General features: G+C 71.0%; 16 protein-coding genes. 15 read left to right on the forward strand and 1 reads right to left on the reverse strand.

The features are described 5' to 3' along the window. Positions 1–254: 254 nt before the first annotated feature. Positions 255–683, forward strand: coding sequence for a Rieske 2Fe-2S domain-containing protein (locus ACFVW8_RS33235; protein ID WP_389696674.1), 429 nt, complete (start codon positions 255–257; stop codon positions 681–683). 73 nt (positions 684–756) lie between these two features. On the opposite strand, the gene ACFVW8_RS33240 is transcribed toward ACFVW8_RS33235, so the two are convergent. Beyond that, on the reverse strand, positions 757–1,683 hold the full coding sequence (locus ACFVW8_RS33240; protein WP_389696676.1) for a hypothetical protein: 927 nt from the start codon (positions 1,681–1,683) through the stop codon (positions 757–759). Between the two features lie 226 nt (positions 1,684–1,909). Between ACFVW8_RS33240 and ACFVW8_RS33245 the strand changes: the two genes are divergently transcribed. From ACFVW8_RS33245 to ACFVW8_RS33310, 14 genes are all read left to right on the forward strand, one after another. Continuing rightward, complete coding sequence (locus ACFVW8_RS33245; RefSeq protein WP_389696678.1) at positions 1,910–2,524, forward strand: papain-like cysteine protease family protein; 615 nt, start codon at positions 1,910–1,912, stop codon at positions 2,522–2,524. A 4-nt stretch (positions 2,525–2,528) separates the two neighbouring features. Continuing rightward, positions 2,529–3,419: a hypothetical protein gene (locus ACFVW8_RS33250; protein WP_389696680.1), complete on the forward strand. Its 891-nt coding sequence runs from the start codon at positions 2,529–2,531 to the stop codon at positions 3,417–3,419. A 153-nt stretch (positions 3,420–3,572) separates the two neighbouring features. Further along, complete coding sequence (gene uvrC / locus ACFVW8_RS33255) at positions 3,573–5,660, forward strand: excinuclease ABC subunit UvrC (protein ID WP_389696682.1); 2,088 nt, start codon at positions 3,573–3,575, stop codon at positions 5,658–5,660. Next, a complete protein-coding gene (rapZ, locus tag ACFVW8_RS33260) occupies positions 5,657–6,622 on the forward strand; it encodes an RNase adapter RapZ (RefSeq protein ID WP_389696684.1) in 966 nt (321 codons plus the stop codon). The genes uvrC and rapZ overlap by 4 nt, the downstream gene beginning before the upstream one ends. After that, on the forward strand, positions 6,619–7,653 hold the full coding sequence (gene yvcK / locus ACFVW8_RS33265) for a uridine diphosphate-N-acetylglucosamine-binding protein YvcK (RefSeq protein ID WP_389696686.1): 1,035 nt from the start codon (positions 6,619–6,621) through the stop codon (positions 7,651–7,653). The genes rapZ and yvcK overlap by 4 nt, the downstream gene beginning before the upstream one ends. Beyond that, positions 7,644–8,633, forward strand: a complete 990-nt coding sequence (gene whiA / locus ACFVW8_RS33270; protein ID WP_384132830.1) for a DNA-binding protein WhiA — start codon at positions 7,644–7,646, stop codon at positions 8,631–8,633. Before yvcK ends, whiA begins: the two co-directional genes overlap by 10 nt. Positions 8,634–8,891: 258 nt before the next feature. Next, positions 8,892–9,902: a type I glyceraldehyde-3-phosphate dehydrogenase gene (gene gap, locus ACFVW8_RS33275; RefSeq protein WP_389261314.1), complete on the forward strand. Its 1,011-nt coding sequence runs from the start codon at positions 8,892–8,894 to the stop codon at positions 9,900–9,902. 108 nt (positions 9,903–10,010) lie between these two features. Further along, a complete protein-coding gene (locus ACFVW8_RS33280) occupies positions 10,011–11,222 on the forward strand; it encodes a phosphoglycerate kinase (RefSeq protein ID WP_389696689.1) in 1,212 nt (403 codons plus the stop codon). 6 nt (positions 11,223–11,228) lie between these two features. Next, entirely contained in the window at positions 11,229–12,005 is a 777-nt protein-coding gene (gene tpiA, locus ACFVW8_RS33285; protein WP_389696691.1) for a triose-phosphate isomerase, read from the forward strand. 110 nt (positions 12,006–12,115) lie between these two features. Beyond that, positions 12,116–12,352, forward strand: coding sequence for a preprotein translocase subunit SecG (gene secG / locus ACFVW8_RS33290; RefSeq protein ID WP_018104607.1), 237 nt, complete (start codon positions 12,116–12,118; stop codon positions 12,350–12,352). Between the two features lie 108 nt (positions 12,353–12,460). After that, positions 12,461–12,796, forward strand: a complete 336-nt coding sequence (locus ACFVW8_RS33295) for an RNA polymerase-binding protein RbpA (protein WP_078617917.1) — start codon at positions 12,461–12,463, stop codon at positions 12,794–12,796. A gap of 172 nt (positions 12,797–12,968) precedes the next feature. Further along, positions 12,969–14,621: a glucose-6-phosphate isomerase gene (pgi, locus tag ACFVW8_RS33300; protein WP_389696698.1), complete on the forward strand. Its 1,653-nt coding sequence runs from the start codon at positions 12,969–12,971 to the stop codon at positions 14,619–14,621. A gap of 5 nt (positions 14,622–14,626) precedes the next feature. After that, positions 14,627–15,130, forward strand: a complete 504-nt coding sequence (locus ACFVW8_RS33305) for a PH domain-containing protein (protein ID WP_389696694.1) — start codon at positions 14,627–14,629, stop codon at positions 15,128–15,130. Next, positions 15,127–16,644 carry a PH domain-containing protein gene (locus ACFVW8_RS33310; RefSeq protein ID WP_389696696.1) on the forward strand — a complete coding sequence of 506 codons (1,518 nt, stop codon included), beginning with the start codon at positions 15,127–15,129 and terminating at the stop codon, positions 16,642–16,644. Before ACFVW8_RS33305 ends, ACFVW8_RS33310 begins: the two co-directional genes overlap by 4 nt. Positions 16,645–16,716 lie beyond the last annotated feature (72 nt).

Genomic DNA, 16,716 nt, shown 5'->3' on the forward strand with positions numbered 1-16,716 from the left:
CCGCTTCGCCGTGCCGCTTCGCCGTGCCGCTTCGCCGTGCCGCTTCGCCGTGCCGCTTCGCCGTGCCGCTTCGCCGTGCCGCTTCGCCGTGCCGCCCACCCGAGGCTGACCAGGCACGATCGGGTGCGGCCGGGCCGGGCGCAGCACCGTCCGTCTGCGCCGGTATCGTCGGTTACGTCACCGAGCCTGCGCCGCCTCTGCTGTCCCAGGCACCTCTGGCACCGCACCGAACCCCTCTGACCAGTGGAGACCGCATGTCCGGCCAGCCCGCCGCCCGCCGTACCGTGCTGAAGGGCGCCGCTCTCGCCGGCGTCGCCGGGCTGGGAGTGGCCGCCTGCTCGACCGACTCCAAGCTCGGGCACGCCCAGACCCCGACGCCCACCGCACCCGTCGAGCTCGGCGCCCCGGACGAGGTCCCTGTCGGCGAGTCCAAGCTCTACCGCGAGGAGCGCGTCATCGTCACCTGCCCCGCCAAGGGGCAGTACAAGGCGTTCAGCGCCCAGTGCACCCATGCGGGCTGCCTGCTGGACAAGGTCGAGAAGAACGAGGGGCACTGCCCGTGCCACGGCAGCCGCTTCGACACCACCACCGGCAAGGCCGTGCACGGTCCGGCGACCGTGCCGCTGCCCTCCGTCCCGGTCAGGGTCGAGGGCGGGCGGCTGGTCGCGGGCCCCGACGCCTGAACCGGCCGATGAGGCAACCGGCCGATGAGGCCCGACGCCTGAACCGGCCCGCCCGACAGGGACGGCGGCCGGCTCACTCCCAGTCCCAGTCGATACCGACCAGGCCGGGCCGCACTCCCTGCTCCACCAGGTGGACCGTCCGGTGGCGGCCGGTGAGTGTGAGGTCCGTCCGGGCGCCGCGCGGCGCCCCCGTGGACACCTGGGCGAAGCGCCGGCACCGGACCGGCAGCGCCTCCTCGTCGAACCGGACCTGGAGCACGTACTGCCCGCCGCCGAAGCTGAAGCCGCGCACGTACTCGCCGCACGGCCCGCCCGTACCGTCCTCGAAGCCGTAGCCGAAGAGGTACGTCTCGCCCGCGCGCAGCCGGGTGTCGAAGAGCAGCTCGGCGACCAGCACCCCCGCCTCCACGTCCCAGCGGACCCGCCCCGTCCGGCAGTTCTCCCGGGCACTCACCCCGACGCGCGCCGGATCGCACCCCGGATCGCCCCGGTACACGGCGAGATAGCGGTCGATCCCGTCACGGTGGGCGCGCACCACGTGCTGCGAGTTCCGGCGCTGCATCTGACGGCCGGGCCCGATCCGCACCCGTTCCTGGTGCCCCACCGTGTGCAGCCCGCCGTCCGCGGGTGACTCCATCGCGGCGAGCAGCCGCTCGACCGCGCCGGACGCGTCCACCAGAGAACGGTACGAGCGGGCCGGCGGGCGGTCGGCCTCCGTGCGGGGCTCCCCGGCTCCCAGCAGTGCCAGCAGCGAGTTCCCCGGCAGCTCCAGCACCTCCTCCAGCGCTTTCACGGCCCGCAGGGACTCCGGGCGCTGCGGACGCCTGGCCCCCTGCTGCCAGTAACTCAGGCTCGTCACACCGACCTTCACCCCGCGGTGCGCCAGATGGTGCTGCACCCGCTGGAGCGGCAGCCCGCGCACCGCGAGCGCGGTGCGCAGCGCGAGGTGGAACGGGCCGGTGTGCAGCACCTGCGCCAGTTCGGCCTCGGTGTGCTGCATGGGTCCTCCAGGTGAACGTTCACGTCGCGCGGCCCCCTGGGCGCGCCGACGGATGCCGGGCCGCAGGTGGCCAGGGGGAGGCGTTCACGCGTGCGTCCCTGGCGTTCACACCGCGATGTTCCCCCGCATTGAAGCGTGTTGACCCGTTCCCGACAACGGTTGATGCTCCTCGACAGCGTCCGGACGCGCTCCTTGGAACCCCCACCCCCGCCCCGGGAGGAACGCCATGCGCAACCGAAGAGCCAGGCAGCGACGGCTGTCGGTGACGGCCGTTCTCGTCGCCGTACTGCTCGCCCTGCCCACGGCGACCGCCACCGCGGCGGACCAGGCCCGCTCCGCACCCGCCGCCGGTACGCTCGCAGCGGCCCAGCGGCTGAACATCACCATGCAGGCCCAGCAGAAGACCAACTGGTGCTGGGCCGCCTCGGGCAACACGGTCGCCGCCTGGTTCGGCCGGAACCACACCCAGAACGAGTTCTGCAACGCCGCGTTCGGCCGGGCCCAGGGCGACGAGTGCCCCAACTCGCAGGCCACGCTCGGCAATGTCCAGGACGGCCTGTACTGGGCCGGTATCAACCCCGGTTCGTACGTCACCGGCTGGCTGGGCTACCCCACCGTCGAGGCCGAGATTGCCGCCGGGCGGCCGGTGGAGACCCGTATCCAGTGGTCGTCGGGCGGCGGCCACATGCACGTCCTGTACGGATACGACGAGGCGAACAGCTGGGTGTACTGGGGCGACCCGTGGCCCTCCGACAACCGCTACAACTGGGCCTCGCACGACTGGTACGTGAACAACAGCGAGTTCTCCTGGACCCATTCGCTCTACCGGATCGGGGCGTGACGGCATGACCTCCACCGCTTCCCCGCGCCCCACCGCCCGTACCGTCCGCTCCGCCGTCGCGGCCCTCGCCGCTGGCGGTGTGCTGGCCGGGACAGCCCTGCTCACCGTCGCCACCCCGCAGGCGGCCGCCGCCGACGGCCCCGCTCTCACCCCGGCGGCCCTGGCAGCGGCCCATGACGCGGCCACCGAGGCCGCCACCCTGGACACGCTCTCCCGGTTCTTCGCCCGGGAGGGCACGGTCACCAGGGCGGCGGCCGCCCCACGGATCGAGGGCGCCGCCGTGCCGGTGCGCACGCTGTCCGCGGACTTCGTCGCCGGTGAGCCGGGAGCCTCCGTCGCCGAGCCGGACTACCTCGCCAGCACCGCCGTCTCCTCGGACGGACAGAAAGCGTCCCTGTGGACACTCCCCGGGCCGGGGAAGGACGGGCACTGGCAGGTGGTGAACATCGCCACCGGTGACGACGAGGCCCGGTACACGGCCGCGGGTGCCCGCAAGCTGCCCGGCGGCACCGTCTTCCGCGAGCCGCAGATAGACGCCTGGTACGTCCAGAAGGGCAGCCGGGTGCTTCCGCTGGACCGGGACGCGGTGGGGGCGGTCGGCGCGGACGGCACCACCCTGGCCGCCTACCGCACGAGGGTGAGGGCCGCGTACGCGGACAAGCTCCCCGGTTCCGGCTACGACCGCTCGGGCCGGGCCGGCGGCTACGGGCCCGCCGGGGCACAGCCCGCCGCCGGACGGCCGCCGGCCACCGCCGCGAGCCCAGGGCCGGCCGTCGAGGCGGCGGCCGGCGCCGGCACCGCGCTGACCGCGACCTCCGGAGCCGCGGCCTTGGGCGCCCTCGCCGTACTCGCTCTGTGTGGCGTCACGGCCCTGCGCCGCCGCCGGGCCAGGTGAGCCGCCCGGCACCGCGCCCCCGGGTGCGAGCGGCGGACGCCACCGCCCGATGACCCCGTGCTCCGGGACGCGTGCCCCCCAACACGCGTTCCGGAGCACGGCGCCGCCCACGGGCAGGCCGCGCTGTCACTGCCCGCAAGTAGGGTGGGAGGTATGGCAGACCCCTCCAGCTACCGCCCCAAGCCGGGACAGATCCCCGACTCCCCGGGGGTCTACAAATTCCGCGACGAACACCGCCGGGTGATCTACGTCGGGAAGGCGAAGAACCTGCGCCAGCGCCTGGCCAACTACTTCCAGGACCTGTCGGGCCTCCATCCGCGTACGCGCACGATGGTGACCACCGCCGCGTCCGTGGAGTGGACCGTCGTCTCCACGGAGGTCGAGGCGCTTCAGCTGGAGTACTCCTGGATCAAGGAGTACGACCCGCGGTTCAACGTCAAGTACCGCGACGACAAGAGCTATCCGTACCTCGCCGTCACGCTCAACGAGGAGTTCCCGCGTGTCCAGGTGATGCGCGGCGCCAAGAAGAAGGGCGTGCGCTACTTCGGTCCGTACGGCCACGCCTGGGCGATCCGCGAGACGGTCGACCTGATGCTGCGGGTCTTCCCCGTCCGCACGTGCTCCGCCGGCGTCTTCAAGAACGCCGCCAGGACCGGCCGCCCCTGCCTCCTCGGCTATATCGGCAAGTGCTCGGCCCCCTGCGTCGGCCGGGTCACCCCCGAGGAGCACCGCGAACTGGCGGACGACTTCTGCGACTTCATGGCCGGCCGCACCGGGACGTACATCCGCCGCCTGGAGAAGGACATGATGGCGGCGGCCGAGGACATGGAGTACGAGCGGGCCGCCCGGCTCCGTGACGACGCCGAGGCGCTGAAGCGGGCGATGGAGAAGAGTGCCGTCGTGCTCGCCGACGCCACCGACGCCGACCTCATCGCGGTCGCCGAGGACGAGCTGGAGGCCGCTCTCCAGATCTTCCACGTCCGGGGCGGCCGGGTGCGCGGACAGCGCGGCTGGGTCACCGACAAGGTGGAGAACGTCGACACCTCGGGCCTGGTCGAGCACGCGCTCCAGCAGCTGTACGGGGAAGAGGCCGGGGACGCCGTCCCCAAGGAGGTCCTCGTCCCGGCACTGCCCGAGGACCCGGACGCGGTCTCCCAGTGGCTGGCTGAGCGCCGGGGCTCCCAGGTCAGCCTGCGCATCCCGCAGCGCGGCGACAAGAAGGACCTGATGGCCACGGTCCAGCGCAACGCCCAGCAGGCCCTGGGGCTGCACAAGACCAAGCGCGCCTCCGACCTGACCACCCGCTCCCGGGCCCTGGAGGAGATCGCCGAGGCGCTCGGCCTGGACACGGCCCCGCTGCGCATCGAGTGCTTCGACATCTCCCACCTCCAGGGCGACGACGTGGTGGCCTCGATGGTGGTCTTCGAGGACGGGCTGGCGCGCAAGGGGGAGTACCGCCGCTTCCAGATCAAGAGCTTCGAGGGACAGGACGACGTCCGCTCGATGCACGAGGTGATCGGCCGGCGCTTCCGCCGTTACCTCCAGGAGAAGGAGCGCACGGGGGAGTGGGAGGAGAACCGCGCACAGGCCCCCGCACACGCCCCCGAGCAGGCCCCCGCACTCACCGGCCCCGCACCCACCGGCCCTGTCCCGGCGGACTCCGCACCGGCCGGTCCCCTCCCGGAATCCGCCGCCGAGCCCCGGGAGGACGACGGCCGGCCCAAGCGGTTCGCCTACCCGCCGCAGCTGCTCGTGGTCGACGGCGGCCAGCCCCAGGTCGCCGCGGCCAAGCGGGCACTGGACGAGCTGGGGATCGACGACATCGCCGTCTGCGGCCTCGCCAAGCGCCTCGAAGAGGTCTGGCTGCCCGATGACGACGACCCGGTGGTGCTGCCCCGCTCCAGCGAGGGCCTCTACCTCCTGCAGCGCATCCGCGACGAGGCGCACCGTTTCGCCATCACCTACCAGCGCGCCAAGCGTGCCAAGCGCATCCGCTCCAGCCCCCTGGACGACGTGGCCGGTCTCGGCGAGACCCGCAAGCAGGCCCTGATCAAGCATTTCGGCTCCGTGAAGAAGCTGAGGCAGGCGACAATCGACCAGATCTGCGAGGTTCCGGGGATAGGCCGCAGGACGGCGGAGTCAGTGGCCGTCGCCCTCGCCTCGACCACCCCGGCCACGCCCGCCGTGAACACGGCCACAGGAGAGATCATTGAAGAGGACGACGGGGGCAGCACGACATGACTGAGCGCGAAGATGAACAAGGGCACGACCGCACGGACCGAGCAGACGGAGCAGCACACGTGAGTACGGGCACCCCGAACGAGACGGGCGACAGCGCGGTGGCCATTCCCGAACTGGTGATCATCTCCGGTATGTCGGGCGCCGGACGCAGCACCGCGGCCAAGTGTCTGGAGGACCTCGGCTGGTTCGTCGTGGACAACCTGCCGCCCGCGCTGATCCCCACGATGGTGGAGCTCGGCGCCAGGTCGCAGGGCAACGTCGCCCGGATCGCCGTCGTCGTCGACGTACGGGGCCGCCGCTTCTTCGACAATCTGCGGGAGTCCCTCGCGGACCTGGAGGCCAAGGGCGTCACCCGGCGGATCGTCTTCCTGGAGTCGTCCGACGACGCGCTGGTCCGCCGCTTCGAGTCGGTCCGCCGTCCGCACCCGCTCCAGGGCGACGGCCGCATCGTCGACGGCATCGCCGCCGAACGCGATCTGCTGCGCGAGCTGCGCGGCGACGCCGACCTGGTGATCGACACCTCCAGCCTCAACGTGCACGAGCTGCGCGCCAAGATGGACGCCCAGTTCGCCGGCGACGAGGAGCCGGAGCTCCGCGCCACGGTGATGTCCTTCGGCTTCAAGTACGGGCTGCCGGTCGACGCCGACCTGGTGGTGGACTGCCGCTTCCTGCCCAACCCGCACTGGGTCCCCGAGCTGCGCCCCTTCACCGGGCTCAACGAGGAGGTCTCGGACTACGTGTTCGACCAGCCGGGCGCCAAGGAGTTCCTCAACCAGTACACGGAGCTGCTCCAGCTCATCGCCGCGGGTTACCGCCGCGAGGGCAAGCGTTACGTGACCATCGCCGTGGGCTGTACGGGCGGCAAGCACCGCTCCGTCGCCATGTCGGAGAAGCTGGCGGCCAGGCTCGCCACCGAAGGGATCGAGACCGTGCTCGTGCATCGGGACATGGGGCGCGAGTGACCAGTCGCAACCTGCGTCTGCGCCGGCTGAGCAGGGCCACCTCCGCGCTGTCCGGCCGCAAGCGCGGCGCCCAGCCCAAGGTCGTCGCCCTCGGCGGCGGCATGGGCCTGTCCGCCTCGCTGGCCGCGCTGCGCCGGATCACCGGTGATCTGACCGCCGTGGTCACCGTCGCCGACGACGGCGGCTCCAGCGGCCGGCTCCGAGAGGAGCTGGGCGTGCTGCCGCCCGGCGACCTGCGCAAGGCGCTGGCCGCCCTGTGCGGCGACGACGACTGGGGCCAGACGTGGGCCCAGGTCATCCAGCACCGCTTCCAGTCCAAGGGCGATCTGCACGAGCACGCCGTCGGCAATCTGCTGATCGTCGCCCTGTGGGAGCAGCTCGGTGACCACGTCCAGGCCCTGGATCTGGTCGGCAAGCTCCTCGGGGCGCACGGCCGGGTGCTCCCGATGTCCGCCGTGCCCCTGGAGCTCCAGGCGCTCGTACGGGGACACGATCCGGAGCGCCCGGACGAGGTGGACACGGTCCGCGGCCAGGCCACCGTGGCGCTCACGCCGGGCGAGGTGCAGTCCGTGCACGTCGTCCCGGCCGACCCGCCGGCGGTCCCGGAAGCGGTCGCCGCGGTGCTGGACGCGGACTGGGTGGTGCTCGGTCCGGGTTCCTGGTTCTCCTCGGTCATTCCCCATCTGCTCGTCCCCGATCTGCTCGACGCGCTGATCGAAACAAAGGCCCGCAAGGTGCTCTCGCTGAACCTCGCGCCGCAACCCGGTGAAACAGATGGCTTCTCTCCGCAGCGTCATTTGGAGGTTTTGGGACGACACGCTCATAAAATAGCATTGGACGTGGTGCTGGCCGACGAGGCTGCTGTGCCCGACCGCGAGTCCCTCGCCGATGCCGCAAAACGGCTCGGTGCCGCGGTCGAGCTGGCGCCGGTGGCCTCACCCGACGGCGTTCCGATTCATGATCCGGAGCTGTTGGCCGCCGCGTACGACCGTATTTTTCGGATGCATGGAAGGATCGGCCCATGGCGATGACGCCAGCGGTGAAGGACGAAATCTCTCGGCTTCCCGTAACCCGGACCTGCTGCAGGAAGGCAGAGGTCTCGGCGATTCTTCGGTTCGCGGGTGGACTGCACCTGGTGAGCGGCCGGATTGTGATCGAGGCGGAGCTGGACACCGCGATGGCGGCGCGCCGGCTCAAGCGCGACATCCTCGAAATCTTCGGGCACAGCTCGGAGCTGATCGTGATGGCACCCGGCGGGCTGCGGCGCGGCTCCCGCTATGTCGTACGGGTGGTGGCGGGCGGCGACCAGCTGGCCCGTCAGACGGGTCTGGTGGACGGCCGCGGCCGGCCCATCCGCGGGCTCCCCCCGCAGGTGGTCTCGGGGGCCACCTGCGATGCGGAGGCCGCCTGGCGCGGGGCCTTCCTTGCGCACGGCTCGCTCACCGAGCCGGGGCGCTCCTCCTCACTGGAGGTGACCTGCCCGGGCCCGGAGGCGGCCCTCGCGCTGGTCGGCGCCGCCCGCCGGCTCTCCATCCCGGCCAAGGCCCGAGAGGTGCGCGGCGTGGACCGGGTCGTCGTCCGTGACGGCGACGCCATCGGCGCCCTGCTCACCCGGCTCGGCGCCCATGAGTCGGTGCTGGCCTGGGAGGAGCGGCGGATGCGGCGCGAGGTCCGCGCCACCGCCAACCGGCTCGCCAACTTCGACGACGCGAACCTGCGGCGTTCGGCCAGGGCCGCGGTGGCCGCGGGTGCCCGGGTGGGGCGCGCGCTGGAGATCCTGGGTGAGGAGGTGCCCGAGCACCTCGCGGCGGCCGGACGGCTGCGCATGGAGCACAAGCAGGCCTCCCTGGAGGAGCTGGGTGCGCTCGCCGACCCGCCGCTGACCAAGGACGCCGTCGCGGGCCGTATCCGCCGGCTCCTCGCGATGGCCGACAAGCGGGCCCAGGACCTGGGAATCCCGAGCACGGAATCCACCCTGAGCGAGGAGCTTGCCGACGGCCTGGTCGGCTGATCCGCACCCTTGCTCTCGGGCGGCACGGGAACGCGCCACGTTCCCGGGGGCGTTGACACTGCGTAATCGTCGCAGCGGACGGGGCCGGACAACCGGAGGCCCGTACTCCTACTGAGGAGTACGGGCCTCCCTCGTTCGTCCGGCCCTGCTCGATGTCACCCCGGCGGCCTCGGAGGGGTAGGGTCGTAGGCGGTCGGGGACATCCCATACAAACTCGCCGGCGTCTAAAACCGGCGTACCTAACGAGGAGATCGGTTCGTGACGATCCGCGTAGGCATCAACGGCTTTGGCCGCATCGGTCGTAACTACTTCCGCGCGCTGCTGGAGCAGGGTGCGGACATCGAGATCGTGGCTGTCAACGACCTGGGTGACACTGCGACCACGGCTCACCTGCTGAAGTACGACACCATTCTGGGTCGTCTCAAGGCCGAGGTCAGCCACACCGCCGACACCATCACCGTCGACGGTCACACCATCAAGGTGCTCTCCGAGCGCAACCCGGCCGACATCCCCTGGGGTGAGCTGGGCGTCGACATCGTCATTGAGTCGACCGGCATCTTCACGAAGAAGGCCGACGCCGCCAAGCACATCGCGGGCGGCGCCAAGAAGGTCCTCATCTCGGCTCCGGCCAAGGACGAGGACATCACCATCGTGATGGGTGTCAACCAGGACAAGTACGACGCGGCCAACCACCACGTCATCTCCAACGCCTCCTGCACCACCAACTGTGTGGCGCCGATGGCCAAGGTTCTCGACGAGAACTTCGGCATCGTCAAGGGCCTGATGACGACGGTCCACGCGTACACGAACGACCAGCGGATCCTGGACTTCCCGCACTCCGATCTGCGTCGCGCCCGCGCCGCCGCGGAGAACATCATTCCGACCACGACGGGCGCCGCCAAGGCAACCGCCCTGGTCCTCCCGCAGCTCAAGGGCAAGCTCGACGGCATCGCGATGCGTGTCCCGGTCCCGACCGGTTCCGCCACCGACCTCGTCGTGACCCTGCAGCGCGAGGTCACCAAGGACGAGGTCAACGCCGCGTTCAAGAAGGCGTCCGACGACGGCGACCTCAAGGGTTTCCTGACGTACACCGAGGACCCGATCGTGTCCTCGGACATCGTCGGCGACCCGTCGTCCTGCACCTTCGACTCCTCCCTGACCATGGTCCAGGAGGGCAGCACGGTGAAGATCCTCGGCTGGTACGACAACGAGTGGGGCTACTCCAACCGCCTCGTCGACCTGACCGTCTTCGTCGGCGGCCAGCTCTGACCTTCGATTCGGCAGGCACCTCGATGTGAGCACGGGGCTCGGACAGCGCAACGCAGCGCCGTTCGAGCCCCGTTGCATGCTCTCTCGTCCTTCCAAGGAGTCCAGAAGATGAAGACGATCGACGAACTTCTCGCCGAAGGGGTCAACGGCAAGCGCGTATTCGTCCGCGCCGACCTCAACGTGCCGCTCAACGGCACCACCATCACCGACGACGGCCGCATCCGTGCCGTGCAGCCGACCGTGGAGAAGCTGGCCGCGGCCGGTGCCCGGGTCGTCGTCGCCTCGCACCTGGGCCGCCCGAAGGGCGCGCCCGACCCGGCGTTCTCGCTGGCGCCCGCGGCCACCCGCCTCGGTGAGCTGCTCGGTACCGACGTGGCCTTCGCGACCGACACGGTCGGCGAGTCCGCCCGCGCCACGGTCGCCGCGCTGGCCGACGGCAAGGTCGCCGTCATCGAGAACCTCCGCTTCAACGCCGGCGAGACGTCGAAGGACGACGCCGAGCGCGGCGCGTTCGCCGACCGGCTGGCCGAGCTCGCCGACGTGTACGTGGGCGACGGCTTCGGCGCCGTGCACCGCAAGCACGCCTCGGTCTTCGACCTCCCGGCCCGGCTCCCGCACTACGCGGGCTACCTCATCGCCACCGAGGTCGGCGTCCTGAAGAAGCTCACCACCGATGTGAAGCGGCCGTACGCGGTCGTCCTCGGCGGCGCCAAGGTCTCCGACAAGCTCGGCGTCATCGACCACCTCCTGGAGCGGGCCGACCGCATCCTCATCGGCGGCGGCATGGCGTACACCTTCCTCAAGGCCCAGGGCCACGAGGTCGGCAGCTCGCTGCTCCAGGAGGACCAGATCCCGGTGGTGCTGGAGTACCTCAAGCGCGCCGAGGACAAGGGCGTGGAGTTCGTGCTCCCCGTCGACGTCGTGGTCGCCCCGGCGTTCCCCGACCTCAAGACCAAGGCCCCGGCCCAGGCCACCACCGTCGCCGCCGACGCCATGCCGGCCGGCCAGATGGGGCTCGACAACGGTCCGGAGACCAACACGCTCTACGCATCGAAGCTCGCCGACGCGGCCACCGTCTTCTGGAACGGCCCCATGGGCGTCTTCGAGCACCCCGATTTCGCCGAGGGCACCCGGGCCGTCGCCCAGGCCCTCGTCGACTCGTCCGGTTTCAGCGTGGTCGGTGGTGGCGACTCCGCCGCCGCGGTCCGCATCCTGGGCTTCGACGAGAACGCGTTCGGACACATCTCGACCGGTGGCGGCGCCAGCCTCGAATACCTCGAGGGCAAGACGCTTCCCGGCCTCGCCGCACTGGAGGACTGACCTTTCATGACCACCCGCACCCCGCTGATGGCGGGCAACTGGAAGATGAACCTCAACCACCTCGAGGCCATCGCGCACGTCCAGAAGCTCTCCTTCGCCCTGGCCGACAAGGACTACGACGCCGTAGAGGTCGCCGTCCTGCCGCCCTTCACCGACCTGCGCTCCGTGCAGACGCTGGTCGACGGCGACAAGCTGAAGATCAAGTACGGCGCCCAGGACATCTCGGCGCACGACTCCGGCGCGTACACCGGTGAGATCTCCGGCCCGATGCTCGCCAAGCTGAAGTGCACCTACGTCGCCGTCGGACACAGCGAGCGCCGTCAGTACCACGCCGAGACCGACGAGGTCTGCAACGCGAAGGTGAAGGCCGCGTACAAGCACGGCCTCACCCCGATCCTCTGTGTCGGCGAGGGCCTGGACATCCGCAAGGCCGGTGAGCAGGTCTCCTACACGCTCGCCCAGCTGGACGGCGCGCTGAAGGACGTCCCGGCCGAGCAGGCCGAGTCCATCGTGATCGCCTACGAGCCGGTCTGGGCCATCGGTACCGGCGAGGTCGCCACCCCCGACGACGCGCAGGAGGTCTGCGGTGCGATCCGCGGCCGTCTCGCCGAGCTGTACTCGCAGGAGCTGGCCGACGCGGTCCGCATCCAGTACGGCGGCTCGGTCAAGTCGGGCAATGTCGCCGCGATCATGGCGCAGCCCGATGTGGACGGCGCGCTGATCGGCGGCGCCGCTCTGGACGCCGACGAGTTCGTCAAGATCGTCCGCTTCCGCGACCAGTGAGTATGCGGTAGCGCGGATCCGTCGTACCCTTGCGGGGGCCGAGGAGGGCAGCCTCCCGGCCCCCGTTGTTCGCACATGCAGTCAGGATTTCCGGAAAGTAGGGACCAGCCGTGATTTTGGGGTTCGAGATCGCCCTGATCGTCTTCAGCCTGCTGCTGATGCTGCTGGTGCTGATGCACAAGGGGAAGGGCGGCGGCCTCTCCGACATGTTCGGTGGCGGCATGCAGTCGTCCGTCGGCGGTTCCTCGGTCGCCGAGCGGAACCTCGACCGGATCACCGTCGTGGTCGGTCTGGGATGGTTCGCGTGCATCGTGGTGCTTGGTCTGCTCATCAAGCTGGACAACTGACCCGTCGTACGCGATTCCTGTGAGGGTGTAACTCCAATCACTGGACGCGCGTTGGGCCTTACGTAGACTGGGGCATCTTCGAGCACCATCACGCAGGGAGTTACGACCGTGGCAAGTGGCAACGCGATCCGGGGAAGCCGGGTCGGAGCGGGGCCGATGGGGGAGGCCGAGCGCGGCGAGTCCGCGCCACGCGCCCGCATCTCCTTCTGGTGCTCGAACGGGCACGAGACGCAGCCGAGCTTCGCCCATGACGCGCAGGTACCGGAGACCTGGGACTGCCCGCGGTGTGGTTTCCCGGCCGGCCAGGACCGTGACAGCCCGCCGGACCCGCCGCGCACCGAGCCGTACAAGACGCATCTCGCGTACGTGCGCGAGCGGCGCAGCGACGAGGACGGCGAGGCCATCCTCGCGGAAGCCCTCGCGAAACTCCGCGGCGAGATCTAGTACCTCACGCGCCTCTGCAGAAGCTGTTCACCGGCCGGACACCCCCAGGTGCCCGGCCGGAATGCTTCTGCCGTGCCGCAGCCCGCCGTTGTCCCGTCCGCCGCCCTGATCAATTAAGTTGGAGGGGCAGCGGGGAACTGCGGTTACGAGAAGAAGTGGGCTGATGTCCGGGATGAACGCACAAAGCCGAACCAGGCTCAACCAGACGCCGGAATGGACCGCGCTGGGAAAGCACCGTGAGCAGCTCGGGGCGACCCATCTGCGAGAACTGTTCGCGGACGATCCGGAGCGCGGCACCGCCTACACGCTGCGCGTCGGCGACCTGTATGTCGACTACTCCAAGCAGCTGGTCACCGAGGAGACGCTCCGGCTGCTCCGCGAGCTCGCCGAAGCCACCGGCGTCGCCGGGCTGCGGGACGCGATGTTCCGCGGCGACAAGATCAACACCACCGAGGACCGCGCCGTCCTGCACACCGCGCTGCGCGCACCGCGCGACGCCGTCATCGAGGTCGACGGCGAGAACGTGGTGCCTGCCGTGCACGCGGTGCTCGACAAGATGGCGGCCTTCTCGGAGCGGGTCAGGTCCGGCGAGTGGACCGGCCACACCGGCAAGCCGATCAAGAACGTGGTCAACATCGGCATCGGCGGCTCCGACCTCGGCCCCGCCATGGCGTACGAGGCGCTGCGCTCCTTCACGGACCGCTCGATCACCGTCCGCTTCGTCTCCAACGTCGACGGCGCCGACCTGCACGAGGCCGTGCACGACCTCGATCCGGCCGAGACGCTCTTCGTCATCGCCTCGAAGACGTTCACCACGATCGAGACGATCACCAACGCCACCTCCGCCCGCGACTGGCTGCTGACGGGTCTGAGGGCCGGTCAGGACGCGGTGGCCAAGCACTTCGTGGCGCTGTCGACCAACGGCGAGAAGGTCGCGGACTTCGGTATCGACACCGCGAACATGTTCGAGTTCTGGGACTGGGTCGGCGGCCGCTACTCGTACGACTCCGCCATCGGCCTCTCGCTGATGATCGCCATCGGCCCGGACCGGTTCCGCGAGATGCTCGACGGCTTCCACCTCGTCGACGAACACTTCCGCACCGCCCCGGCCGAGGAGAACGCCCCGCTGCTCCTGGGCCTGCTCGGTGTCTGGTACGGCGGGTTCTTCGACGCCCAGTCGCACGCCGTGCTGCCCTACAGCCACTACCTGTCCAAGTTCACCGCGTACCTGCAGCAGCTGGACATGGAGTCCAACGGCAAGTCCGTGGACCGCGACGGAAACCCGGTGGACTGGCAGACCGGACCGGTCGTCTGGGGCACCCCCGGCACCAACGGCCAGCACGCCTACTACCAGCTGATCCACCAGGGCACCAAGGTCATCCCGGCCGACTTCATCGGCTTCTCCGAGCCGGTCAACGGCCTGCTGCCCGGCCTGATCGCCCAGCACGATCTGCTGATGGCCAACTTCTTCGCCCAGACCCAGGCGCTGGCCTTCGGCAAGACACCGGACGAGGTGCGTGCCGAGGGCGTCGCCGAGGAGCTGGTGCCGCACAAGACGTTCCGCGGCAACCACCCGACGACGACGATCCTCGCCGGCCGGCTGACACCTTCGGTGCTCGGCCAGCTGATCGCGCTCTACGAGCACAAGGTCTTCGTCCAGGGCGCGGTCTGGAACATCGACTCCTTCGACCAGTGGGGCGTCGAACTCGGCAAGGTCCTCGCCAAGAAGATCGAGCCGGTGCTGACCGAGGGCGAGGGCGCCGAGCAGCTGGACAGCTCGACCGCCGCGCTCGTCGCCGCGTACCGCGAGCGCAGGGGGCGCTGAACCGGATGTCCACGGGGGAGGGGACGGTACGGCTCAGGCCGCCCGCCAACACACTGGACCCGCGGGTCGTCGGCTGGTGGCGGACCCAGTGGCTGCTGCTGACGGCCGGGCCTGTGGTGGTCCTGGCCGTGCTGGGCGCGTTTCTCGGGGCCGCCCGGTTCTGGCTGCTGCTCAGCGCCGCGGTCCTGGCGGTGATCGGAGCCGGCTGCGCCGTCCTGCTCCCTCTCTGGTGGTTCCGCACGCACCGCTGGGAGGTCACCGACGAGGCGGTGTACGTCCGCACGGGGGTGCTGTGGCAGGAGTGGCGGATCGCGCCGATGTCCCGGATCCAGACCGTGGACACCGTGCGCGGCCCCCTCGAACAGCTCTTCCGGCTCGCCACGGTCACCGTCACCACCGCCTCCGCCAAGGGCGCGGTCCGGATCGAGGGCCTGGACCACGCACTGGCGGCCGACCTCGCCGAGCGGCTGACCCGGATCACCCAGGACACCCCCGGGGACGCCACATGAGCACCGCCGCCCCGTCCGGGGACTGGCGGTCGCTCGACCGGCGAACGGTCTGGCTCACCGCACTGGTCACGGCCGGGGTCGCCGCCGGCGCCGCCGTGCCGACCACGCTCGGGCTCTCCGGCCGCCTCGGGTTCGGCCCCGCCCTCGCCTGGGTGCTCCTGGGCGCCGCCCTCCTGATCGCCTTCAGCGCCGGCACCGACTACGTACGGTGGCGCCGCACCCGCTACCGGGTGGGCGCCGACCGCGTCGAACTCCACACCGGCCTGCTGCTCGTCAAGAAGCGCTCCCTGGCCCGGGAGCGCATCCGGAGCGTCGACCTCACCGCCCATCTGCTTCAGCGCCTCCTCGGGGTCGTCACGGTCCGCATCGGCACCGGCGAGCACACCGGCAGCGAATCCACCCTGGAGCTCGACCCGGTCCTGCGGTCCGAGGGCGAACGGCTGCGCCGCGCCCTTCTGGAGCGGGGCCTCACCGCCACGTCCGGCAGTCACGTCGAGGGCGAGCTGGTCACCCTCGATCCGCGCTGGATCCGCTACGCACCGGTCTCCTTCGTCGCACCCGCGCTCGGCGGGGCGGCGGCCGGGGCCGTGATGCAGGTCAGCGACTGGTTCGGCGCGCAGGGCCAGGTCATCGAATGGGTCGGCGACCGCTACCGGGACACCTCACTGCTCTCCGTGATCGTGCTCCTCGTCGTCGCCGGGGTCCTCGCCGGAATCGTCGGCGCACTGGGCCTCTGGGTCGAGATGTGGTGGAACTACCACCTCGAACGCGAACCCGGCGGCACCCTGCGCATCCGGCGCGGCCTGCTCACCTCCCGGTCCGTCTCCATCGAGGAGCGCCGGCTGCGCGGAGTCGACCTCGTCGAGCCGCTCGGCGTCCGGCTGCTGGGCGCCGCCAGGGTCGACGCCATCACCACCGGACTGGCCAAGGACGACGAGGAACAGCACGGCGACCACAACACCCTGCTGCCCGCCGCTCCCAGGCCGGTCGCCGACTCCGTCGCCGCCGCCGTGCTGCGCGAGACCACGTCCCCGACCGGCACCGCGCTCACCACGCACCCCGCCGCCGCCCGCGGCCGGCGGCTGCGCCGGGCGCTGTGGGCCGTGCTCGTCCCGGTGCTCGTCCTCGCCCTGCTCGGCTCCCTGCTGACACCCGTCCTGCTCTGGATCGCGCTCGGCTGCGCGGTCGTGGGACTGCCCGCCGGGGTACTGCTGGCCAGGGACGCCTACCGCGCACTGGGGCACGCGCTCAGCGGCGGGTACCTGGTGACCAGGTCGGGTGCGCTGCGCCGCTCCACCGCCGCGCTGGAGCGGGCCGGGGTGATCGGCTGGACGGTGCGCCAGTCCTACTTCCAGCGGCGGGCCGGACTGCTGAACATCACTGCCACGACGGCCGCAGGAGCGGGCGCGTACACGGTGTACGACGCGGACGGGGCCGAGGGCCTGGGCTTCGCGGCCGAGGCCGTCCAGGGCCTGCTGGAGCCCTTCCTGGAGCGTGTCCCGGCGGGGGAGTGAGCCCGGCGGGACACGGCCGCCCCTCATGCCGCAGGCCCGGCCCGCTCCGAGGAGCGGGCCGGGCCTGCGGCT

It is taken from the genome of Streptomyces sp. NPDC058221 (assembly GCF_042882365.1).
Taxonomy (GTDB): Bacteria; Actinomycetota; Actinomycetes; order Streptomycetales; family Streptomycetaceae; genus Streptomyces.